The sequence below is a fragment of the Shewanella maritima genome (assembly GCF_004295345.1).
GTDB lineage: Bacteria > Pseudomonadota > Gammaproteobacteria > Enterobacterales > Shewanellaceae > Shewanella > Shewanella maritima.
This window is the reverse complement of the sequence record NZ_CP036200.1, coordinates 2315001-2335651: the sequence shown is the minus strand read 5'-3', so window position 1 is coordinate 2335651 and position 20651 is coordinate 2315001. Positions and strand designations below refer to the sequence as shown.

Here is a 20651-nt window from a genome sequence, read left to right as displayed (position 1 = left end):
AGCTTTACTACATAAGCCGTAAGCTAAGTGCAACTATTACGATCAATGAGCCCATTGAATAAACGTCTCACTCGAACCTTGATTAGCCCGCTGTAAATCCATCCCTGGAAGCTCAGCTACCGCATCCATGCGGTAGATGGCTAATCAAGTCGTTCAAGCAAGCCGTTTTTAGGGAGTACAAGTCAATTGAGCATTCACTCAAGATAGTTTTTACGATCATAGAATCGAAGAGATGAAATTATTAGTGTAAGCGCGGCTGTGACCGTCCATGACAAGGCGAAGTTTCACTTTGTGAAACGTTTTGAGCGAGAGGCATGGATGCTGAACTGGCTGGTTAACAAGGATGTAATTGGTCATGGCCGAGCTTTCAGGGACGAACTTGCAGCGTGTCACAGAAGTGATTGCACATAAGCCCGCTGCAGGCGTGATCACCTAGCTCAGCTACAAAAGCCGCAAGCTGAGTGCAATTATCTAGCTAGTTTAAAAAAAAAGTTTGAAACACCGATGACCGATCATCGCAGGCAAAGTGCATCAAGGAGCCTGGATATGGGTTTGGCGCCAGCCAAAAAGAGAAAGGAGCCGTGCCCCTAGTAGGCGATGAGAGGTAACCTAAAAGGGGACGGCAAAACTGGTTTAGCTTGTAAAAGCTATTAGGGATTAGCCCTTAGAAACAATGGCGTAACCACGAACCTGGTCGCCGTCTAGTGTTGCCATAGCTTCAAGTAAGTTGTGGCTGCTGATCCACACCCAGGTTTGGTATGTGTTAGACACATCCATTACCAAGAACGAGTCAGATGTTGGGTGGTATGCGCCAATAGGTGAGTAGTGGCCAGTACCGCGCTGCTCTAGCGGCACACGTGAATAGTTCACCACAACAAATTTATCTGGGTCTGCAAGGCCAGCGATTAACTGCTTCTTAATGTAAGAGGCATAAACGCAGCTGTCTTTCTTGTCTAAGTCAATTGGTTCAATAACGGTTTTGAAGCCCATTTGGGTACCAAGTGCTTCAAAGTCAGTTAGCTGCATACCATAGTCACCCTTAGGGTGTTTCTCGGTTGGCTTACCAAACATTTCAATGCGAGGTTTAGGGCTTACCTTTGATACTGACTCTTGCGTATAGCGGTGGAAGAACGGGCTCCAACCATCTTTAGGGAAGTACTCAAGCTCTGCTTCAGTCATGCGGCTTGGGTCAAGCTCAATGCTGTCACCATTTGGGGTAACAGACAGAGCATTGGCTACCATTGCCATTGAGGCAATACCACAAAATACCTTGTTAGATTGGCCTTCAAAGTGTGGTGCTAACGAGAAAAAGTCTTGGTTATCTACTGAGTTCATTAGGCGGGTTTGGCCTTCTTTACTTGCCCAGTCTAATACTTTGTTGCTTGCCATAGTCAGCGGGCTTGCTAGTGCGCCTAGCATTAATAAACCTAAGCCAGCTGATTTTAAAAATGTGTTTTTCATGCTCTCATCCTTCATACCAATTAATTTTGTGGTGATCTTTTGCTACAACGAGCGCGAGTTATCTTGGGTCGTATTGAATAAACGACACTTTGCTGCCGCTAGGTTCTACAAGCTCACAAACGCTGCCAACGCGTGGAATGTCATAAGACTCAACTTCCATCGCGCCGTTACGAATGGCTTTTTGTTTAGCAAGGTCGACGTTGATCACCTTAATAAAACTTTTCCAACCTTGGTTTACGTCAGACTCAACAATGCCAGAAGATGGCATTGGCTCGCCGACTCGGGTCAGCAGAGCGTAACGTTTACCATTGCGACCGCGTAACTTACGTACATTGACCGCGAAGGTTGAAGTGTAAAACTTGAGGTTTTCCTCAAACTCATTGGTATGGAGTTCGTGCCAATCAAAGTTCATAAATGCTCTCTCATCTTTGGCTGTTGCTCCAATGGGTTAAAGCATCCCACAGAGCGAATTACTAAACGACATTAGCCTTATTAGTAATCAGTTTTTAACAATTACAGGTAAGGCCAATTTCGCGGCGGTTTGTTGCTGATAAATCACCTTAGAGACCCGCTCTAGGTTAGTCAGTACGCTCACTGTGCATGGCTAATGCATTATTTAATGCTTGTTGCAGTTGCTCTGCTTGTGTGCGTTGGCAATGTGCCACCTGACTACGCTGCATAATCTGCGCGGCATCTTCTCCAAATGCATGCTTGTTATACAGGTAGCTTTGCAAAGCGGCATCCTGACAGCGGTCTAAGCTTGCTCGCTCAAAGGTGCCTTGCGGCATCAGTTGTCCCGTTTGTGGTTCGCAGCCAGTCATGGTGATGACAGCCAGTGCAACAACACTGATATTTAGTTTGAATGGCATCGGCTAACCCTTGTTGGTGGTTTATTGAACAATGATGGCAATTCAGTGATTACTAAAACACGTTAAGAGACTTAGTAAGGGTTAGTGAACTTGGTTACGGCATACTCGCGCGATTGATTGTTAGTTGAACAGCCCTTGCGGAGTAAAAAGCATGTATAAGTTAAGTGCGCTTGCTGTAACGATTTCTTTGACAATGGCAGCCAGTAACGTGGCTGCCCATGAAGGTATGCATGAGCATCACAAACATCATGATCATCACCAGGCTTTTGTAGAGACCATTAACGTTCATGGTGTGCGTCATGTGAAGCCCAGCAATAGCTCTGCAATGAAGCTAGACATGAGCCAGCTGGACACGCCAGGCTCAGTGTCTGTGTATGGCGCAGATTTAATTGAAGCCCAAGGCGCGGTGACTTTAGGTCAGGTGCTACACAACGATGCCAGTGTGTCTACTGGTAATGTGCGTCGTGGTCGCGAGCGTTTTTACATGCGTGGCTTTGTGTTAGAGCCAGACCAAAGCTACATGCGCGATGGTCAATTCCACCTTTCTCGTTACGCTCAGCCGATTGAGCTTTATGAACGTATCGAAGTGCTAAAAGGCCCATCTGCGCTGCTGTATGGCAAATCCACGCCCGCAGGCATGATTAACCTAGTAACCAAGAGTGCAAAAGCAGAGCGTCACTTTTCGTTAGAGCAAGAGTTTGGTTCATTCGGTTACCATCGCAGCATGGCTGACTTTGGCGGAGCTTTGAATGCAGCAGAAACGGTTCGCGGCCGCGCGATTATCTCAAAAGCGGGGCAAACTGGCTGGCGCAAGTACAAAGATGGTAGCTACGCCGAGCAAGACCGCTTAGTGGGCGCATTAATGCTTGAGGCGGATCTGAGCGACAACACTATCGTTAGCTTTAACTTTGACAGCACCAATGATGATGCTGGCATCGACATGGGCGCTCAGCATGAACAGAACCTTGAAACCGGTAAATGGGAGCGTGTAGGTAAGCGTGACTTTATTTGGGATATGCCTTGGTCTAAGCGCGAGTCTAGTGTTGAGAACATGGGTGTGACCTTAAACTCAAACTTGTCTGATTACTGGACTTTAACCGCAGGAGCTAACCATCAAGTACATGAGCGTCAAACCACCGAAAGCATGTACGGCAAGATAGGCAAAGTGGGCGGCAGTTTAACGACTGGTAAATACAAACTACGTGGCCGTGATACCTTTGAGAAGTTTGACGTTTCAACCGTATTTTTGGATCTCAAGGGTGAGTTACATACTGGCAGTGTATTCCACAATGTGCTGCTTGGAAGCAGTGTTGTGGATTATCGCAAAACCGGTATGCAAAAGAAGGTCGCTATTGCCGGCGAGTATGATATTAATGACGCTATCATCATCGACAAGCCAGCGGATTTGGACTATCGCAAAGGCGAGGCAATTAGCGAGGTGAGTCGTGTCACCAATGCGTTATATATACAAGATCTCATTGAGTTTAATGAGCAATGGCACTTATTAGCTGGTTTGCGCTTTGATCGTGAGCGTAATAATAAGGCTACCCACTTCAACGTGCTACCAAAGCTTGCCGTTATGTATCACCCAACGCCAGAAACCACAGTGTATGGTACCTACAGCGAAAGCTTTGAGCCGACTGACCCAATCAGTAACAGCGCAGATATCAACGATAAGAAGCTGTTTGATGCTATGCGTGGAAAGTCATTAGAGATTGGTGTTAAACGTGAGTTCTTTGACGGTGGTTTACTGGTTTCTACCGCGGCATTTGATATTGAGCAAACTAACAAGCTTGTGACCGAGAAGTTTGATGCTGATGAAAACGGTAAAACTCAAATTACCACGGCTGCAGGCAAGGTGCGACATCAAGGTCTAGAACTAGCGATGGAAGGGTATCTGTCTGACAGCTTATCGATTAACGCATCTATGATGTACCTTGATGGCAAAATTATCAGCGACCCTAAATACGCAGGTAAACGCTCCAAGGATACAGCAAGGTTTAGCGCTTCAAGCTGGCTGAGCTATCAGCTTAATGACGACACCAATCTGCATTTAAAGGCCACTTATGAAGGTGATCGTTTTGGTGATACACCAAATAAGTTCAAGAAAGATGGTTACGTTAAAGTGGATGCAGGCATGAGCTATCAGCTTAAATTTGCCAATGATCAGCAAGCCATTATTCGCGTTAATGTTGATAACCTATTTGGTACCGACTACCTCACCGGTGGCTGCATGAACAGTGCAACCAACAGTGCTGGGCGCAGTATTAAAGCTTCGCTGCAGTATCAGTTCTAAGCTAGGCGCATGGCGAAACTTCGCAGAATCAAAAAGGCTTCCACTCGGAGGCCTTTTTAACTTTTGGGTCAGAGCAAAATCTGGGTCAGAGTAAAATGTTAAATAGTGGCACTTGTCCCATACTAAAAGCGCGACAAAGTCATAGTTGTTGGTCGAGGTTTGAGCTATGATAATTAATCATACAAATACATCTAGTGTTACGAGGTAAGTGGCGACCATGGATGAATCTTTAATTCCTAATATCGTTGATTTTATTGGTCAAATTGACCCTTTCGATCAACTTCCCGCCCAGTGTTAAAAGATGTTGCCTCGTGCACCAGTATCACTTATCTAGGTCGTGGTGAGCAGATTGAGTTTGGTGACGATAACACCGAAAAGTACCTGTATATCATCCGCACAGGTTCCATGGAGCAGCGCAGACCTGACGGCGTGTTACGCTCGAAAATGGGTGAAGAAGACCTATTCGGCTTTACCTTTTTAGAGCCACTAAAAAATGCCCTGGACGGTTACAAAGCGACTGCCATTGAAAATACCTTGTTGTATAAGGTGCCACACTCCAAGTTACTCAAGCTGACTAAGCAATATCCTCAGTTTAGCGAGAGCATTTCTGCAGGCGCGCAGCTGCGTTTGCGCTCGGCGCTGAATGTGGTGTGGTCTAATAAAGAAAAGGGCTTGTTCCTCAAAAAAGTCTCTGAAGTTGCCCGTGGTCAGGCTGCTGTGGTCGATATTGATATGAGCATTCAGGACGTTGCTAAAGAGATGCGTAATGCTTGCCGCAGCTCGACGGCTATTATCAAACAAGACGGTAAAATCGTCGGCCTTATTACTGACCGTGATATGACCAAGCGAGTGATTGCCGATGGAATGGATATTAGCTTGCCAATCAAAGCGGTGATGACGACCCCAGCAATTACCATCGACCCTGATGATCTCATTCTCAAAGCCGCTTCTTTGATGATGCAATACAACATTCGCAGTTTACCTGTGGTGCGCGGCAATGATGTACTGGGTTTATTAACGTCATCGCACCTGGTGCAAAAGCACCGTATGCAGGCGATTTTCTTAATTGAGAAGATTAAATATACCGACACCCCAGAAGGCCTAGCTGAGTTAACGTCTGAGCGCCAAGCTATTTTCGAGGCATTGGTTGAAGGCCGGGTTGATTCCGAGATTATTGGTCAGGTCATGGCGATGATCATGGATGGCTATAATCGCCGATTACTGCAAATGGCAGAAGAGCAGTTCGGCGCGCCGCCGTGTGATTACAACTGGATTGTGGCTGGTTCCCATGCGCGTAATGAAGTGCACATGTTGTCAGATCAAGACAGTGCCATTATTTTACAAGAGGGTGCTACTGAAGCTGATAAAGCTTATTTTCAGCAGCTAAGTGAGTTTGTTACCCATCATATGGATGCCTGTGGTTATCCCAACTGTACTGGGCACTATATGGCGTCTAACCCTAAGTGGTGCCAAACCTTGAGCGTATGGAAAGAGTGCTATCGCAAGTGGGTGACGAATCCGCAATATGGCATGTTGATGAATGTCAGCGTATTCCTTGAAGTGCGCAGTTTACATGGTAATGCCGAGTTATCTGAAAGCTTACAAAACCATTTACACAGCTTAATTAATGAAGATAACCAATTCTTGCCGTCATTGGTCAATGATGCGGTGCGTACTCAGCCGCCCTTGGGTATTTTCAACAAGCTAGTGCTCGAAAAAAGCGGCAACAACACCCGAGTTTTGAATATTAAAAAGTATGCGTTGACCCTGATTGTCGATTTAGCGCGTATATATGGCCTCGCGGTTGGCTGCTCTAAGACTGGCACCCGTGAGCGCTTTGAATTTGCGGTGGAGCAAAAGCTGCTCAATGAAGATGACTTTAAAGATGTGATTGAGGCGTTTTACTTTTTAACCCAGCTGCGTTTTAACCATCAGTTGTCGGCGCTGCGTCAAGGGCTACAGCCAAATAACCATATGGAGCCGAGCGCCATTAGCTCGTTTGAGCGCAAGCATTTGAAAGATGCGTTTCGCATTATTAGTAATATGCAAGAGGCGGCTAAGCTGCGCTTTAGTAGCAAGTAGGAGTTGGTGATGCTTAAAAACTGGCTTAACTCATTTCATCCATTATCGCGTCTGGCTCGAGCGCGCAAAGCCTATTTGCAGGCACATCCTGATATGCCTGAGCACTTAAAAGTGCTTATTAATCAGCCGTTACCTGAGTTAAATTCTCCAGTTGCCGATTTAACCTATTTGTCGCTAGATATTGAAACCAGCGGCTTTGATGCCAGCAAAGACCATATTCTTAGTGTTGGCTATGTAACTATGCAGGGCAAGCATATCGAGTTGTCGAGTGTTGCCCATACCTATATCAAAGGTGTTGTGCGCCCTGAAACGGCGGTGATAAACCATATTGTGCCGCAAATGCTCCGTGATGCCCGCAAGCTTGATGAGGTGATGGATCACTTGTTTGAGCAAATGCATGGTAAGCAGTTGCTGGTACATGGCAGGCAAATTGAGCAGCAATTTATTGATCACTATGTGATGCAAAAGTACGGTCTACCACCGTTGCCGGTGCTGTGGCTGGATACCTTAGCGATTGAAAAGTCGATGACGTTAAATCGGCAAAACCAACAAGATGGTGATTTTAGGTTAGCATCTGTTCGTCAGCGTTATGGTTTGCCTGAGTACCATGGGCATAGCGCCTCGGTTGATGCGATTGCCACTGCAGAGCTATTTATGGCGCTGGCGGTGCAGTTGTTTGGGCAGTCTAATGGTGAATTTAAGCAGGTGTTTAAGCCCTAAGCTGAGATCTTAAAATTGGGTCAGAGTAAAACTAAGGTTTACAGCTACCACCAAGACCGTTGAGAGCTAGTCAGATACAACAAAGCCCAAGCAACCGCTTGGGCTTTGCTGTTTAAATTCGATTATTTGGGGCTTATTCATATTAGTCTTGAACAGGGTTGTAAATATTGATCATCGCAACCCCTATGATGACCAAAACCATGCCGATAATGGTCTCTATATTAGGAATTTGACCGCGAAGCATGCCCATGAGTGAGATCAGGATTATTCCCGCCCCGCACCAAATAGCATAGGCAATAGCGGTTGGAATGTTTGCTGTAGCCAGTGATAGGAAGTAAAACGCACTTGCGTAACCTAGGGCGCAGCCCAAAGAAGGTAAAAAGCGAGTAAAGCCAGCTGTTACGGGGAGAAGACAGGTAGCAATCACTTCCGATACGATTGCAATACTAAGGCAGATGTAGCTGTTCATTTAACCTTTACCTTTTTAAAAAGGCTCCAACCATCCTGTTGGAGCAAATAAGAAGGAGTAATATGATGAGATGAACAAGCAAACACATATGTTATTAAACATCAAAGCTAATGTTTAATCGTTGCTTGGCCAACACTCAAACGTAAGCATAAGGTTAATGGGTTTACTAAACATCATTAGGAGTGTTTATGGCGGATAAGAAAAAGGCCGGGCTTATCTCTATAAGCTCGGCCTTTCTGTAGTGAATCATTATTAATCGCCACTAACTCTATTAGTGTTCACTTAAGCTAAGTTTGTATTACTTGCTTAGGCGAATATATTCTTGCCAATCAGAGATTTCGGTTGGGTCGCCATAGGCTTTCATCCAACGAATAAAGCTTTGCGGACAACGAGTGTTGAGGTTTAGCTGACACCAGGCATCGAGTGCGGCTTGGGTGGTATAGCCCTCTTTATAAGCATTATAAGCTTTGTCGGCATGACGCCAGAAAACATGGTCAATGCGACCACGCTCAGCCATAAATGGATGGTCTGCTTTTGGCTGTACGTGTTTGCGAACCTGGGTACTGAGGTCGATTAGTACACGTTGTAAGATGTCTGCACCAATTTCATTGAGTGTCATTTCATCGATTTTGTCGATGTCTGCGCCCACTAGTAGTTTTACGCGCTCAATTAAGTAATCCAGGTTGCTGCTAACCGCCATGTCGTAGGCAAAGCCATCTAAACGCGCCAAAATGCGGTCAAGGTACTCTTCTTTAGTGAACTGCTTGTCTTTAATTGCCTTGTTGAAGTCTTTAACGTGAGGGTGTTTGCTCACTAACTCCTTTTGTAGCAGTGGGTAATCCTTTAAATGCTCTTTGGGTAGCAGGCTTAATAGGTCGACTAGCTCTGATGAATTGACGAGCAGAGTGCCTAACTCTGCTTTGGCATTCGCTGAGAGTTTTGTTGTCATGTACACATTCCCGTAAATATAGGTTTTGTGGCGTTTCTAAAGCTATCTCTATGAATAACTGCCAAAGCCTTGGCTTTTTACTAATAGCTACTAAAACACTCGGTGTTTTTTAGTTAATTATCACTGTATACACTGGGTTTCATCATATTTATGCAGGCTATGTGCAAAACATTTATGTTGACGCCGTAGTTTTTCGTGTTCTTAAACTTCTGTTGAGATACACCACGGAGCCATGGAAGGCGGTTTTTTTCAAACCCTGCCTAAATTCCCACGCAATGAGTTCGCAAAATAACCTCTGCAAACCCAGTATTCAGCATATTTAACCTGATAATGTTATCAAATATTGTCACTGAATGAATGTATCAATTGTGTTATTACCATAAAAGCGCCTAGGTGCGTGACTAAACATGCAATTCGTTTAACGTATGGTGTCCTGAATATTATTTAGCCGTTAAGTCATTAATTTATTAAGAACTTAAATATTGCATTCCTGTAGCATTCGGTAAATTTTACTAGCAAACTCTGGTGTGATGTATGCCATTAGCCGCAATCGGTATACTGAAGAGGATGCGTGGAGCAACAAAAATCCCCAGCCTGAGCCGGGGATGTTGATTTAAAGCTAGTCTTAGGACGTGATGAGTTAGCCGAATTCACCGCTTACATAACCCTGAGTGCGGCTATCGACCGGATGATTGAACAGAGTATGAGTATCAGCGTGTTCAACTAACTCACCCATCCAGAAAAACGCGGTTTTATCTGAGATTCGCTTTGCCTGATTCATCGAGTGAGTGACGATAACAATAGTGAATTTCTGGCGCAGCTCATCCATTAACTCTTCAATTTTATGAGTTGCTATTGGGTCAAGTGCGCTGGTGGGCTCGTCCATTAAAATCACTTCTGGTTTCATTGCAATGGCGCGGGCGATACACAGACGTTGCTGCTGACCACCTGAAAGCCCGAGAGCTGACGTGTGTAGTCGATCTTTTACTTCATCCCATAACGCTGCGCCACGCAGTGACTCTTCAACCGTTGCATCAATGACCTTTTTATCTTTTTCGCCTTGAGCACGAAGGCCAAAGGCGACATTTTCAAAAATGCTCATTGGAAAGGGGTTAGGCTTTTGAAACACCATGCCTACACGCATTCTGAGTTGTTTTACGTCGATGTCTGAGTAAATGTTTTCATCTTCAAATAGCACGTCGCCATTAATTTTTACCCCTTCCACTAAGTCGTTCATCCGGTTTAAGGTGCGCAGCAGTGTTGACTTGCCGCAACCTGATGGACCAATTAACGCCGTGACTTGTTTGGCTGGGATAGGCAATGAAATGTTTTTAAGCGCATGGTTGTCGCCGTAAAAAAGGTCGAGATTGTTAACTTCAAGCTTGTTCATTTTTAATTGCCCTAGTGTGAGTGTTTATCAAAGCGTGCAGCAATAAGTTTGGTTGCTAAATTAAGTAGCAATACCAATACGATTAGAATGGTTGCGGTTGCGTAGGCCTGGTCCCATTCGTGCTGGGTAAATAGCTCTTGGGTTAATTTATAGAGGTGTACCGTTAGCGTTCGGCCTGACTCAAACACGCTGTCGGGAATTTGCGTTACCATGCCCGCGGTTAAAAACACGGGTGCAGACTCGCCAATCACGCGGCCAGTACTCAAAATAATTGAGGTCACAATACCGGGCAGTGCACTGGGTAAAATCAGTCGCCAAATGGTGTAGATTTTGGAGCTGCCTAATGCAAAGCCCCCTTCACGGTATGCCATCGGCACAGCGAGTAAGGCTTCTTCAGTGGTACGGATGATCACAGGTAATATTAAAATTGATAACGTCAGTGCGCCTGAGATAATCGAAAAGCCCAGACCTAACACTGTGACGAAGAAAGTCATGCCGAACAGGCCGTAAACAATAGAGGGGATGCCCGCTAATGACTCGATGCAAAATCGAATTGCTTTAACCAATTTACTGCCAGGTTTGGCGTATTCGGTTAGGTAAATCGCGGTCATAATGCTGATCGGTGCAGCAATAGCCAGCGATAAGGCAACCATATATATGGTCGAAACAATCATCGCCCAGATACCTGAAGCTTCACCGATACGGGTATAAGCGCCAGTAATAAACTCCCAGCTCACATGGCTTAAACCGTTTGACAAAATATGCCATACCACCCAAAGCATAAATATGATGGTTAAGCCCGCTGCAGCCCAAACGCCAGCAAGTAAGGCGCTGTCTTTACGTTTTCTTGCCAACTGCTTTACTGACAGCTTGCCACTGCTTGTGGCATTTGCTGAGCTGCTGGTTTGGTTTGATTGTATTGATTGAGTATTAGTTGAAGACGCCATAATTAGTGGCCTCGCTTACGGTTTAACATGAGCAAACCTGCATTAAGTAGGACAATGAATGTCAGCAGCACTATGCCCGTTGAGTATAAAGCGCTGGCATGAATGCCAGTTGCATAAGACATTTCCATAGCGATGTTCGCGGTGAGGGAGCGAGCTGGCTCAAGCAGTGAGCCTGGCATGGCTGGGGCATTGCCCATGACCATAATAATCGCCATCGTCTCACCGATAGCGCGGGCGATACCCAGTGCTATGCCTGTGTAAATACCACTTCTGGCGGCGGGTAAAAGCACATTAAAAATACTGTAAATATGCGATGCGCCCAACGCTAAGGCACCCGCTTTATAACTTGGTGTGAGCGCGCGAATAGAAGTTTCTGAAATAGTAATAACCGTTGGCAGGATCATGATTGCCAAAACGATAATGCCAGCGAGTAGCGTATTACCGGCTGGGATATTAAAAATACTTTCAATAGCTGGCACAATGACAATAAGGCCAAAGAAGCCATACACCACAGACGGGATACCTGCGAGTAACTCAACCGCTGGGCGGACAATATCAGCCAGCCATTTAGGTGCGATTTCTGCTAAGAAAATCGCAGTGAGCAGCGCTACAGGCACACCAATTATCACAGCGCCTGCAGTTGAGATGAGTGAAGCGACAATCATTGATGAAATGCCGTAAAGTGCAGGCGGCAACCACTCTTTGCCAAATAAGAAGTTGAAAATACCTGCCTCTTTAAATGCAGGTATTCCTTCATAGAAAACAAACCAGCCAATGGTGATGACTGATATCACACCAACCATGGCGCTGATCAGAAATAGCCAGTGAAATACTGACTCTACCCAATCGATTTTTTTTGCTGGAGACAAGGACTCGCTCGTTATCTCCAATTTGCTAGCAGCTTCCATTTTCAACCTCTTTAAAACCTGCGTGGCGATTAAACACAGCAAAGAAACAAGCGTCTTCTTTGCTGTGTTTTCAACAGTGACTATTGAACGCGGATATAGCCTTCATTAGCGACGATGCTCTGGCCTTCATTCGACATGACATAATCGATGAATTTAGTTGCTGATTGCGGCGCGTCGTTGTTCTTTAACACGATGAATGGACGGGCAATTTGGTAGTCGCCAGATGCGATATTGGCATCTGATGGCTTAACGCCATTGACTGACAGTGCTGTTAGCGAGTCATCAACACTACCAAGTGAGATATAGCCAATAGCATATGGGTTGTTGGCAACAATGGTTTTGATCATTCCGTTGCCGTTACCAACTTGAGCCGTAGGCACAATGGCTGAAACCTTGTGGCCGTTTACTGTGCGTTGTAGCTTCATGATGTCTTCGAATGCGCCACGTGTACCAGAGCCGTTTTCACGGGTAACAACAACGATAGGGCGAGCTTCTCCGCCAACTTCGCTCCAGTTTTTAATTTCACCGCGATAAATTTTTGAGATTTGCTCTTGAGTTAAATCTTGTACTGGGTTGGCTTTGTTGACTGCCGCAGCGATACCGTCACGAGCAATAACAATTTCTTTAGTGCTATCCGTTAGCTCACCATCTTTAATGTTACGAGATGACATGCCCAGCATGCTGGTGCCATCTTTTGCTGCGCGGATACCAGCTGATGAGCCCGTGCTTTGTACTTCAACTGTTGCTCCTGCTGATGCTTGATAGTTTTCAGCCAGTACTTCCATTACGTGGGCTACCGAGGTTGAGCCTGAAACCGTCACTGTTTCAGCATTCGCTAGTGGCGCAGTGATTAAACCTACTGCAGTTAATAAACCAATAACCTTTTTCATGGTGCTTTCTACTCTTTAATCGTGGATTTTCAGTTGAGGGTTTGTGTTCAATCTTTTGTTCAAATAAGTACGCCCTTGTTTGGGCAAGCGCATTAAGGCAGACAAATATGACAATCAGGTTACAGTGGTTTGGGAGTAACTCTGGGTAATAAAAAGCAAATTTAGATAGGTGTTAACACTCTGTATTTAAACTGTTTTGAGTATGATCTTTGTGGCAGCTTGTGTTACTGGAGTTATGGTCAAAACTTAAAGTGAAATACTGATTGCAAGTTATTGCGTAGTTTGAAGTTGTTTTGGCTTGAGCTGGTGCGCAGGTGTGGTTAACTAAGTTTTAATTAAGTTTGGATTAACCCTTGGTCTGTGGATTTTGTGTATATTGCAAACTAAAGATGCAACATAAAAATTTTTATGAAGTTTTTATGACACAAGCGCTTGTTGGCACTAATGCGATGTGCCGTTTTAACGGAATCGCAAAGCTTACCTCACGATATTCGAATGGAGACCATCCGCTAGAGATACAAGATAGACATATACAGGAAACACTATGACCATTGAACTGATGATGATTTGTATGGCAGCGTTAACCGTTATTGGTATTTTGCTGCACCATCCTTCTCGTACTCTTGGTATTCCGTCGTTGCTGATTTTTATGGGGGTCGGCCTGGCACTGGGCAACGGTGAATTTGACTTTGTATATGATGATCTTGCGCAAACCGCTTTAGTGGGCGGTTTAGCATTAAATGTCATTGTGTTTGTCGGTGGTCTGAATACTTCTACTGCAAAAATTAAGGTGGCCTATAAAGAGGGCGGCGTGCTTGCTTCTTTTGGCGTGCTATTTACCACGATTATCTTTGCCGGCATTTTATATCTGTTACTCGATTTTGATTTCATCATGTGCCTGCTATTTGCTGCAGTTGTTTCCTCCACCGATGCTGCAGCGGTGTTTTCGATTCTTGAGTCGAAGAAGTTAAAACTTAAAGAGCAAACCGACACTGTATTAGAGTTCGAGTCCGCCACCAATGACCCTGTTGCGATGTTAATGGTGATAATGTTGACTGAAATGGTGTTGTCGTCGACTCAGTCTTTATCTGTTGTTGATGTTTCAACGACGCTATTTATGCAAGTTGTAGTTGCGGTTGTGGTTGGGCTTAGTGTGTCGCGCTTAGCTGTTTGGCTGCTCAACAATATCAGTCTGTCTGAATACGGTTTAATACCAGTATTTGTACTGGCTAGCTTCATTATTGCGACTTATGGTGCTGAGATGTTAGGCGGAAATATTCTGTTGGCGTCTTATATTGCGGGAGTAGTGATCGGTAACTTTATTAAGCGTGGGCAGCAGGTCAACTTACATTTCTTCAATAGCTTATCCTGGTTGGCGCAAGCGCTAATGTTTATTGTGCTTGGCTTGCAAATCTTCCCACAAATGTTGATGTCGGTATTTTGGGTATCACTCGTACCAGCATTATTGCTTATTCTGGTTGCGAGACCTTTAGCTGTGCAGCTGTGCTATTTACCTTTTACTAAGGCAACTTGGCGTAAGCGTTTGTTTATTTCTATGGTGGGCTTAAAGGGGGCTACACCAATTGTATTTGCGCTTATTCCTGCAGCGGCAGGTGTTCCAGATGCAATCAATATTGTGCATATGGTGTTTTTCATCATGATTTTTTCAGTGTTTATCCAGGGCGGTGCTATCGGGCCGTTAGCCAATAGGCTGGATTTGATTCAACCTTCGAAACCATAACTCTATTTTTATGCCGCAAGTGGAAGCTGCTTTGATTCTGCACGCTTCCATGCTTTCTCGTGAAAATAAAATACTACTGTGTTCACCGCTGGCTCAATGAGTGCTACTGCGCCGCCTAATACCCAGCTGCCAGTTAGTAAATAAGTAATAGTGAAAGCTACGCCGAAATGTAACATGGCAAAAGTGATTGTCTTTTTCATCTTGTTTACTCCTCAATTTGATTTATTTAAATGATAATCATTATCAATTGGTTGGTAAAGTAGATTTTGTCGATAAGCTTAATTGAGTTGTTCGGTTAATAAAAAATGCCCACTCGTTGGAGTGGGCATTATCTTAAATCGGATTGGTAAGGGGCGCGCTCTTAGGCAAGAGCTCTAAAATCAATAGTGCCAAGGGAATTTCGAGAAGTCCTGATCGCGCTTTTCCAAAAAGGCATCGCGGCCTTCTTGAGCTTCATCTGTGCCATAGGCTAGGCGAGTGGCTTCTCCTGCAAATAACTGCTGACCGACTAGGCCATCATCTGGCAAGTTAAAACCGTACTTAAGCATACGCATTGCCGTTGGCGACTTGCTATTGATCTCTTTTGCCCAGTTTAACGCTTCGGTTTCAAGCTCTGCATGTGGGATTGCGCGGTTAACCATACCCATATCGAATGCTTCTTCTGCGCTGTAATTAAAGCCGAGGAAGAAGATTTCACGGGCGCGCTTTTGACCGATCATCTTAGCTAGGTAAGCACTACCATAACCTGAGTCAAAGCTGCCTACGTCTGGGTCGGTTTGTTTAAACACCGCATGCTCTTTTGAAGCCAAGGTTAAGTCACACACCACATGTAAACTATGGCCGCCCCCAACTGCCCAGCCAGGCACTACTGCGATGACCACTTTGGGCATGAAGCGGATAAGTCGCTGCACTTCAAGAATGTGTAGGCGACCCATTTTAGCCACGTCAGGTTGGTGCTCACCTTGGCCTTCATATTTATAACCATCTTTACCACGAATGCGCTGATCGCCACCTGCTGAGAATGAATATTGACCTTTCGCTGACGGGCCATTACCAGTTAACAATACGCAGCCGACATCTGACCATTGGCGGGCATGATCTAACGCGATATATAACTCATCGACTGTTTTTGGGCGAAATGAATTAAGGCAATCAGGGCGATCGATAGCAATACGCACAGTGCCTTGGTCTTTAGCGCGGTGGTAGGTGATGTCTTCAAACTCAAAGCCTGGGACAACATCCCAAAGTGCAGGATCAAACGTATCAGAAACTTGGTGGGTCATAAAAAGCCTAACCTTGTGTGCTCAATTATCTATGGCATCAAAGGCTAGGCTGATTTACTGACTAGGTCAATGCTGGGACAAAAAACCGTTAACTTGAACTTGCTGTATCAAGGCGTGCTTATAGCTTGTCGCAAATGTAGCGCAGGTTGTCTAAGCTAAATACATCATGGCGTGCTTTTGAGCTCTGGCAATACTCTGCTTTAAAGTCGTCTAGCGTGTTGCCGTCTGTGAGCACTTTTTTCATTTCTGCTAACTCTTGGCCATTTAAGCGATTGACGAGGTCGGCTTCTAACTTTGGAATACGACTATCAAGCTTTTGGATCTTAGTGCCAGTTGCCTTATTGATTTTACGCTCTATTGATTGGTAAACGTCTTGCACATAAACAATAGGCTCATCGAGTTTATTGGTTTCCGTTGCGAGGTAATAAAGAATACCTGCAATTATGGCTAAACCTATCCAACCTCTCATTTTTTTGTCCGAGTTAGTGATAGAAAGGTATATACTATTCCAGTTTCTTTACAATGTTAATGTAGTAAGGCTGTAAAATGAGTACAGATTCGAATTCAAAGGATTATTCGAAGCACAACCGCATTAAGATTCACCAACCTGATGCTGCAAAAGCTGACCGCTTCAATCCACGTAATCGTATATATGTGCGCGCAGTTGAAGGATTATGGACTAACGTGCGTCGCCGTATGGGCTGGGTTGCCATGCTGTTCTTCCTTATTCTTCCGTGGATCCCTTGGGGTGACCGCCAAGCCGTTTGGTTTAATTTAAGTGAGCAAAAGTTCCATGTGTTCGCGTTAACTATCTGGCCGCAAGATCTTACCCTGCTAGCTGCACTGTTTATGATTGCTGCTTTTGGCTTGTTCTTTGTTACCACTTACTTAGGCCGTGTTTGGTGTGGTTATACCTGCCCGCAAACTGTGTGGACCTTTATCTTTATATGGTTTGAAGAGAAGTTCGAAGGCGCACGTAATAAACGTATCAAGTTAGACAAGATGCCATGGTCGTTCGACAAGATATGGCGTAAAACGGCAAAGCACACCTCGTGGGTATTAGTGTCACTACTAACGGCAATGACCTTTGTGTCTTACTTTGTGCCAACTCGTGAAGTGTATACGGATGTCTTTACCCTAAGTGCTGACATTGATATCTACTTCTGGGTGCTGTTCTTTACCGCTGCAACCTATGGTAATGCAGGCTGGATGCGCGAGATTATGTGTTTGCATATGTGTCCTTATGCGCGTTTCCAATCGGCAATGTTCGATAAGAATACCTTTATTGTCGGTTATGACGCCAAGCGTGGTGAAACGCGCGGACCGCGTTCTCGTAAAGCCGATCCTAAAGAATTAGGCTTAGGCGACTGTATTGACTGTGACTTATGTGTACAAGTTTGCCCTACTGGTATCGATATTCGTAATGGTCTGCAGTATGAGTGCATTAACTGTGGTGGTTGTATCGACGCATGTGATACCACTATGGAGCGTATGGGTTATGCCAAAGGTTTGATTAGCTACACCACAGAGAACAAACTCGATGGCATAAAAGAGAAGGTACTGCGACCTAAGCTAGTCGGTTATGGCGTGGTGCTTACAGTTATGATCCTCGTGTTCATCTACGCCAGCGCCACTATCTCACCTGTGCGTATGGATGTTATCCGTGACCGTAACGCACTATATAGAGAAAACAGCCAGGGTAATATTGAGAATACCTTTACCATTAAGCTACTCAATAAGACTGAACAACAGCAGGTATATAGCTTGTCGGTAGCTGGGCTTAATAATGCTCAGTGGATTGGCCCAGATTCAGTGACGATTGATGGTGGTAAGATCATGACATTGCCTATTAGTGTTGCGATTGACCCAGTAGAGCTTAAACGGAGTATTTCTGACATCTATATTGAAGTATCTACTGAAATAGAAGGTGAGAAAGTCGAGATTAAGCAAGAAACACGATTCTTCGCTCCATAGGTTGAAACCGCATAAGCGGCATTATTGTTGAAAAAAGGGACTGAAAAGTCCCTTTTTTAGTGGTTTCGCACAAAAAAACACCTCTTAAGCATGTTTTTGCAAAAAACTTCAAAAAAGCCCTTGCGCAAAAATCTAAGCTCCCTATAATGCGCTCCCACTGACACGGCGCAGCGGCCAACACGAGGTGTAGGCAGTGAACCTGACAGTTTGATTTGAAGGCATTTAAGCCACTCAAATCAAGGCGAAAAGAAAGTTTGAAAAAACACTTGACGCCAACGCGGGAAAGCGTAGAATACGCAGCCCTGACCCGATGAGCCAAGCGCTAACGGGATGCTCTTTAACAATATGACAAGTATATCTGTGTGGACATTCACAGAGCTTTAAATTCGACAGATTCACTTTCGAGTGAGTCACAAAATTTAAAACTCATTGATGTTCATACGACACAAGTTAATTTGAATTGTTCATTCAATTTAAATTGACGCATGACAGTAGAATTCATTGAGTCAGTTCTTTCTATTTTATAGAGAGTGACTGTAAAAACTTTTAATTGAAGAGTTTGATCATGGCTCAGATTGAACGCTGGCGGCAGGCCTAACACATGCAAGTCGAGCGGAAACGAGTTATCTGAACCTTCGGGGGACGATAACGGCGTCGAGCGGCGGACGGGTGAGTAATGCCTAGGGATCTGCCCAGTCGAGGGGGATAACAGTTGGAAACGACTGCTAATACCGCATACGCCCTACGGGGGAAAGGAGGGGACCTTCGGGCCTTTCGCGATTGGATGAACCTAGGTGGGATTAGCTAGTTGGTGAGGTAATGGCTCACCAAGGCAACGATCCCTAGCTGTTCTGAGAGGATGATCAGCCACACTGGGACTGAGACACGGCCCAGACTCCTACGGGAGGCAGCAGTGGGGAATATTGCACAATGGGGGAAACCCTGATGCAGCCATGCCGCGTGTGTGAAGAAGGCCCTAGGGTTGTAAAGCACTTTCAGCGAGGAGGAAAGGTTAGTGGTTAATACCTGCTAGCTGTGACGTTACTCGCAGAAGAAGGACCGGCTAACTCCGTGCCAGCAGCCGCGGTAATACGGAGGGTCCGAGCGTTAATCGGAATTACTGGGCGTAAAGCGTACGCAGGCGGTTCGTTAAGCCAGATGTGAAAGCCCCGGGCTCAACCTGGGAATTGCATTTGGAACTGGCGAACTAGAGTCTTGTAGAGGGAGGTAGAATTTCAGGTGTAGCGGTGAAATGCGTAGAGATCTGAAGGAATACCGGTGGCGAAGGCGGCCTCCTGGACAAAGACTGACGCTCATGTACGAAAGCGTGGGGAGCAAACGGGATTAGATACCCCGGTAGTCCACGCCGTAAACGATGTCTACTCGGAGTTTGGTGTCTTGAACACTGGGCTCTCAAGCTAACGCATTAAGTAGACCGCCTGGGGAGTACGGCCGCAAGGTTAAAACTCAAATGAATTGACGGGGGCCCGCACAAGCGGTGGAGCATGTGGTTTAATTCGATGCAACGCGAAGAACCTTACCTACTCTTGACATCCAGAGAATTTACCAGAGATGGTTTAGTGCCTTCGGGAACTCTGAGACAGGTGCTGCATGGCTGTCGTCAGCTCGTGTTGTGAAATGTTGGGTTAAGTCCCGCAACGAGCGCAACCCTTATCCTTATTTGCCAGCACTTCGGGTGGGAACTTTAGGGAGACTGCCGGTGATAAACCGGAGGAAGGTGGGGACGACGTCAAGTCATCATGGCCCTTACGAGTAGGGCTACACACGTGCTACAATGGCGTATACAGAGGGTTGCGAGACCGCGAGGTGGAGCTAATCTCAGAAAGTACGTCGTAGTCCGGATTGGAGTCTGCAACTCGACTCCATGAAGTCGGAATCGCTAGTAATCGTAGATCAGAATGCTACGGTGAATACGTTCCCGGGCCTTGTACACACCGCCCGTCACACCATGGGAGTGGGCTGCAAAAGAAGTGGGTAGCATAACCTTCGGGAGTGCGCTCACCACTTTGTGGTTCATGACTGGGGTGAAGTCGTAACAAGGTAGCCCTAGGGGAACCTGGGGCTGGATCACCTCCTTATCGACACGAATTTAGACCTGTTGAGTGTTCACACAGATAACTTGTCGCTTCTTTTATAAGAAGTGAGAGTCAAATGCGCCGCGAGCCGGTTAGCATTGTTCTTTAACAATTTGGAAAGCTGATAGTATTTTTATGTGAAAACATAAAATGCGAAATAATTGAGTTCTCAAAACACTATTTAAGTGTCTTGAATATTCTAAAAACTAAGGCGATACACATGAATGAGTTTACTCATTGGTGTGATTTATCAAATAAACCAGCTAGTCACCTATGTGGCTCGAATGACTTACATTAGTAAGACTCATTTGGGTTGTATGGTTAAGTGACTAAGCGTATACGGTGGATGCCTTGGCAGTCAGAGGCGATGAAGGACGTAGTAACTTGCGAAAAGCGTTGGCGAGCTAGTAACAAGCATTTGAGTCAACGATGTCCGAATGGGGAAACCCAATTGCATAAGCAATTATCCTAACGTGAATACATAGCGTTAGGAGGCAAACCCGGGGAACTGAAACATCTAAGTACCCGGAGGAAAAGAAATCAACCGAGATTCCCCTAGTAGCGGCGAGCGAACGG

At 45.3% G+C, this 20651-nt stretch carries 17 protein-coding genes and 2 rRNA genes (1 of these 19 only partly in view); 7 read left to right on the top strand and 12 right to left on the bottom strand.

The genetic code is table 11. The annotated features are described in order from the left end of the window. Positions 1-657 precede the first annotated feature (657 nt). From EXU30_RS09945 to EXU30_RS09935, 3 genes are all read right to left on the bottom strand, one after another. Positions 658-1461 (bottom strand): phytochelatin synthase family protein, encoded by an 804-nt coding sequence (locus EXU30_RS09945; protein WP_165399003.1) that lies wholly within the window; start codon positions 1459-1461, stop codon positions 658-660. Positions 1462-1519: 58 nt separating this feature from the next. Further along, positions 1520-1873 (bottom strand): VOC family protein, encoded by a 354-nt coding sequence (locus EXU30_RS09940; RefSeq protein WP_130599639.1) that lies wholly within the window; start codon positions 1871-1873, stop codon positions 1520-1522. A 166-nt stretch (positions 1874-2039) separates the two neighbouring features. Beyond that, entirely contained in the window at positions 2040-2330 is a 291-nt protein-coding gene (locus tag EXU30_RS09935) for a hypothetical protein (RefSeq protein ID WP_130599637.1), read from the bottom strand. Between the two features lie 151 nt (positions 2331-2481). On the opposite strand from EXU30_RS09935, the gene EXU30_RS09930 reads away from it, so the two are divergent. The 3 genes from EXU30_RS09930 to EXU30_RS09920 all read left to right on the top strand — a co-directional run bounded on the left by EXU30_RS09930 (position 2482) and on the right by EXU30_RS09920 (position 7428). Beyond that, positions 2482-4626, top strand: a complete 2145-nt coding sequence (locus tag EXU30_RS09930) for a TonB-dependent siderophore receptor (protein ID WP_242620379.1) — start codon at positions 2482-2484, stop codon at positions 4624-4626. 291 nt (positions 4627-4917) lie between these two features. Beyond that, complete coding sequence (locus EXU30_RS09925; RefSeq protein WP_207234110.1) at positions 4918-6708, top strand: putative nucleotidyltransferase substrate binding domain-containing protein; 1791 nt, start codon at positions 4918-4920, stop codon at positions 6706-6708. 9 nt (positions 6709-6717) lie between these two features. Beyond that, positions 6718-7428 carry an exonuclease domain-containing protein gene (locus tag EXU30_RS09920; RefSeq protein ID WP_130599635.1) on the top strand — a complete coding sequence of 237 codons (711 nt, stop codon included), beginning with the start codon at positions 6718-6720 and terminating at the stop codon, positions 7426-7428. Positions 7429-7570: 142 nt separating this feature from the next. Here EXU30_RS09920 and EXU30_RS09915 read toward each other — a convergent pair whose 3' ends face one another. The 6 genes from EXU30_RS09915 to EXU30_RS09890 all read right to left on the bottom strand — a co-directional run bounded on the left by EXU30_RS09915 (position 7571) and on the right by EXU30_RS09890 (position 12981). Continuing rightward, positions 7571-7897 (bottom strand): SMR family transporter, encoded by a 327-nt coding sequence (locus EXU30_RS09915; protein ID WP_130599633.1) that lies wholly within the window; start codon positions 7895-7897, stop codon positions 7571-7573. 298 nt (positions 7898-8195) lie between these two features. Beyond that, positions 8196-8846 (bottom strand): hypothetical protein, encoded by a 651-nt coding sequence (locus EXU30_RS09910; RefSeq protein WP_130599631.1) that lies wholly within the window; start codon positions 8844-8846, stop codon positions 8196-8198. Between the two features lie 640 nt (positions 8847-9486). Beyond that, positions 9487-10236, bottom strand: coding sequence for a phosphate ABC transporter ATP-binding protein PstB (gene pstB, locus EXU30_RS09905; RefSeq protein WP_130599629.1), 750 nt, complete (start codon positions 10234-10236; stop codon positions 9487-9489). 11 nt (positions 10237-10247) lie between these two features. Further along, positions 10248-11183 carry a phosphate ABC transporter permease PstA gene (pstA, locus tag EXU30_RS09900; RefSeq protein WP_130599627.1) on the bottom strand — a complete coding sequence of 312 codons (936 nt, stop codon included), beginning with the start codon at positions 11181-11183 and terminating at the stop codon, positions 10248-10250. Between the two features lie 2 nt (positions 11184-11185). After that, on the bottom strand, positions 11186-12091 hold the full coding sequence (gene pstC / locus EXU30_RS09895) for a phosphate ABC transporter permease subunit PstC (RefSeq protein ID WP_130599625.1): 906 nt from the start codon (positions 12089-12091) through the stop codon (positions 11186-11188). Positions 12092-12171: 80 nt separating this feature from the next. Then, positions 12172-12981: a phosphate ABC transporter substrate-binding protein gene (locus tag EXU30_RS09890; protein WP_130599623.1), complete on the bottom strand. Its 810-nt coding sequence runs from the start codon at positions 12979-12981 to the stop codon at positions 12172-12174. Between the two features lie 544 nt (positions 12982-13525). On the opposite strand from EXU30_RS09890, the gene EXU30_RS09885 reads away from it, so the two are divergent. Beyond that, on the top strand, positions 13526-14722 hold the full coding sequence (locus tag EXU30_RS09885; protein WP_130599621.1) for a potassium/proton antiporter: 1197 nt from the start codon (positions 13526-13528) through the stop codon (positions 14720-14722). Between the two features lie 8 nt (positions 14723-14730). On the opposite strand, the gene EXU30_RS09880 is transcribed toward EXU30_RS09885, so the two are convergent. The 3 genes from EXU30_RS09880 to EXU30_RS09870 all read right to left on the bottom strand — a co-directional run bounded on the left by EXU30_RS09880 (position 14731) and on the right by EXU30_RS09870 (position 16474). Further along, a complete protein-coding gene (locus EXU30_RS09880) occupies positions 14731-14922 on the bottom strand; it encodes a DUF2061 domain-containing protein (RefSeq protein WP_130599619.1) in 192 nt (63 codons plus the stop codon). A 180-nt stretch (positions 14923-15102) separates the two neighbouring features. Beyond that, the gene (locus EXU30_RS09875) at positions 15103-16005 is read right to left on the bottom strand and encodes a 1,4-dihydroxy-2-naphthoyl-CoA synthase (RefSeq protein WP_130599617.1); all 903 of its coding nucleotides are present in this window, start codon (positions 16003-16005) and stop codon (positions 15103-15105) included. Positions 16006-16123: 118 nt separating this feature from the next. Continuing rightward, entirely contained in the window at positions 16124-16474 is a 351-nt protein-coding gene (locus tag EXU30_RS09870) for a hypothetical protein (protein WP_130599615.1), read from the bottom strand. Positions 16475-16551: 77 nt separating this feature from the next. Here EXU30_RS09870 and ccoG point away from each other — a divergent pair, with 77 nt between their 5' ends. The 3 genes from ccoG to EXU30_RS09855 form a co-directional block, all read left to right on the top strand. Then, positions 16552-17979, top strand: a complete 1428-nt coding sequence (gene ccoG, locus EXU30_RS09865) for a cytochrome c oxidase accessory protein CcoG (protein WP_130599613.1) — start codon at positions 16552-16554, stop codon at positions 17977-17979. 547 nt (positions 17980-18526) lie between these two features. Continuing rightward, a 16S ribosomal RNA gene (locus EXU30_RS09860) occupies positions 18527-20078 on the top strand. 316 nt (positions 20079-20394) lie between these two features. Then, positions 20395-20651, top strand: a 23S ribosomal RNA gene (locus tag EXU30_RS09855); it runs 2632 nt beyond the window's last position. Together the 16S and 23S rRNA genes form the textbook arrangement of a ribosomal RNA operon.

What these genes read in the sequence shown, in the direction of transcription:
- EXU30_RS09945 (WP_165399003.1), bottom strand. Translation starts at nt 1,461, where the DNA reads ATGAAAAACACATTTTTAAAATCAGCTGGCTTAGGTTTATTAATGCTA.
- EXU30_RS09940 (WP_130599639.1), bottom strand. Translation starts at nt 1,873, where the DNA reads ATGAACTTTGATTGGCACGAACTCCATACCAATGAGTTTGAGGAAAAC.
- EXU30_RS09935 (WP_130599637.1), bottom strand. Translation starts at nt 2,330, where the DNA reads ATGCCATTCAAACTAAATATCAGTGTTGTTGCACTGGCTGTCATCACC.
- EXU30_RS09930 (WP_242620379.1), top strand. Translation starts at nt 2,482, where the DNA reads ATGTATAAGTTAAGTGCGCTTGCTGTAACGATTTCTTTGACAATGGCA.
- EXU30_RS09920 (WP_130599635.1), top strand. Translation starts at nt 6,718, where the DNA reads ATGCTTAAAAACTGGCTTAACTCATTTCATCCATTATCGCGTCTGGCT.
- EXU30_RS09915 (WP_130599633.1), bottom strand. Translation starts at nt 7,897, where the DNA reads ATGAACAGCTACATCTGCCTTAGTATTGCAATCGTATCGGAAGTGATT.
- EXU30_RS09910 (WP_130599631.1), bottom strand. Translation starts at nt 8,846, where the DNA reads ATGACAACAAAACTCTCAGCGAATGCCAAAGCAGAGTTAGGCACTCTG.
- pstB (WP_130599629.1), bottom strand. Translation starts at nt 10,236, where the DNA reads ATGAACAAGCTTGAAGTTAACAATCTCGACCTTTTTTACGGCGACAAC.
- pstA (WP_130599627.1), bottom strand. Translation starts at nt 11,183, where the DNA reads ATGGCGTCTTCAACTAATACTCAATCAATACAATCAAACCAAACCAGC.
- pstC (WP_130599625.1), bottom strand. Translation starts at nt 12,091, where the DNA reads ATGGAAGCTGCTAGCAAATTGGAGATAACGAGCGAGTCCTTGTCTCCA.
- EXU30_RS09890 (WP_130599623.1), bottom strand. Translation starts at nt 12,981, where the DNA reads ATGAAAAAGGTTATTGGTTTATTAACTGCAGTAGGTTTAATCACTGCG.
- EXU30_RS09885 (WP_130599621.1), top strand. Translation starts at nt 13,526, where the DNA reads ATGACCATTGAACTGATGATGATTTGTATGGCAGCGTTAACCGTTATT.
- EXU30_RS09880 (WP_130599619.1), bottom strand. Translation starts at nt 14,922, where the DNA reads ATGAAAAAGACAATCACTTTTGCCATGTTACATTTCGGCGTAGCTTTC.
- EXU30_RS09875 (WP_130599617.1), bottom strand. Translation starts at nt 16,005, where the DNA reads ATGACCCACCAAGTTTCTGATACGTTTGATCCTGCACTTTGGGATGTT.
- EXU30_RS09870 (WP_130599615.1), bottom strand. Translation starts at nt 16,474, where the DNA reads ATGAGAGGTTGGATAGGTTTAGCCATAATTGCAGGTATTCTTTATTAC.
- ccoG (WP_130599613.1), top strand. Translation starts at nt 16,552, where the DNA reads ATGAGTACAGATTCGAATTCAAAGGATTATTCGAAGCACAACCGCATT.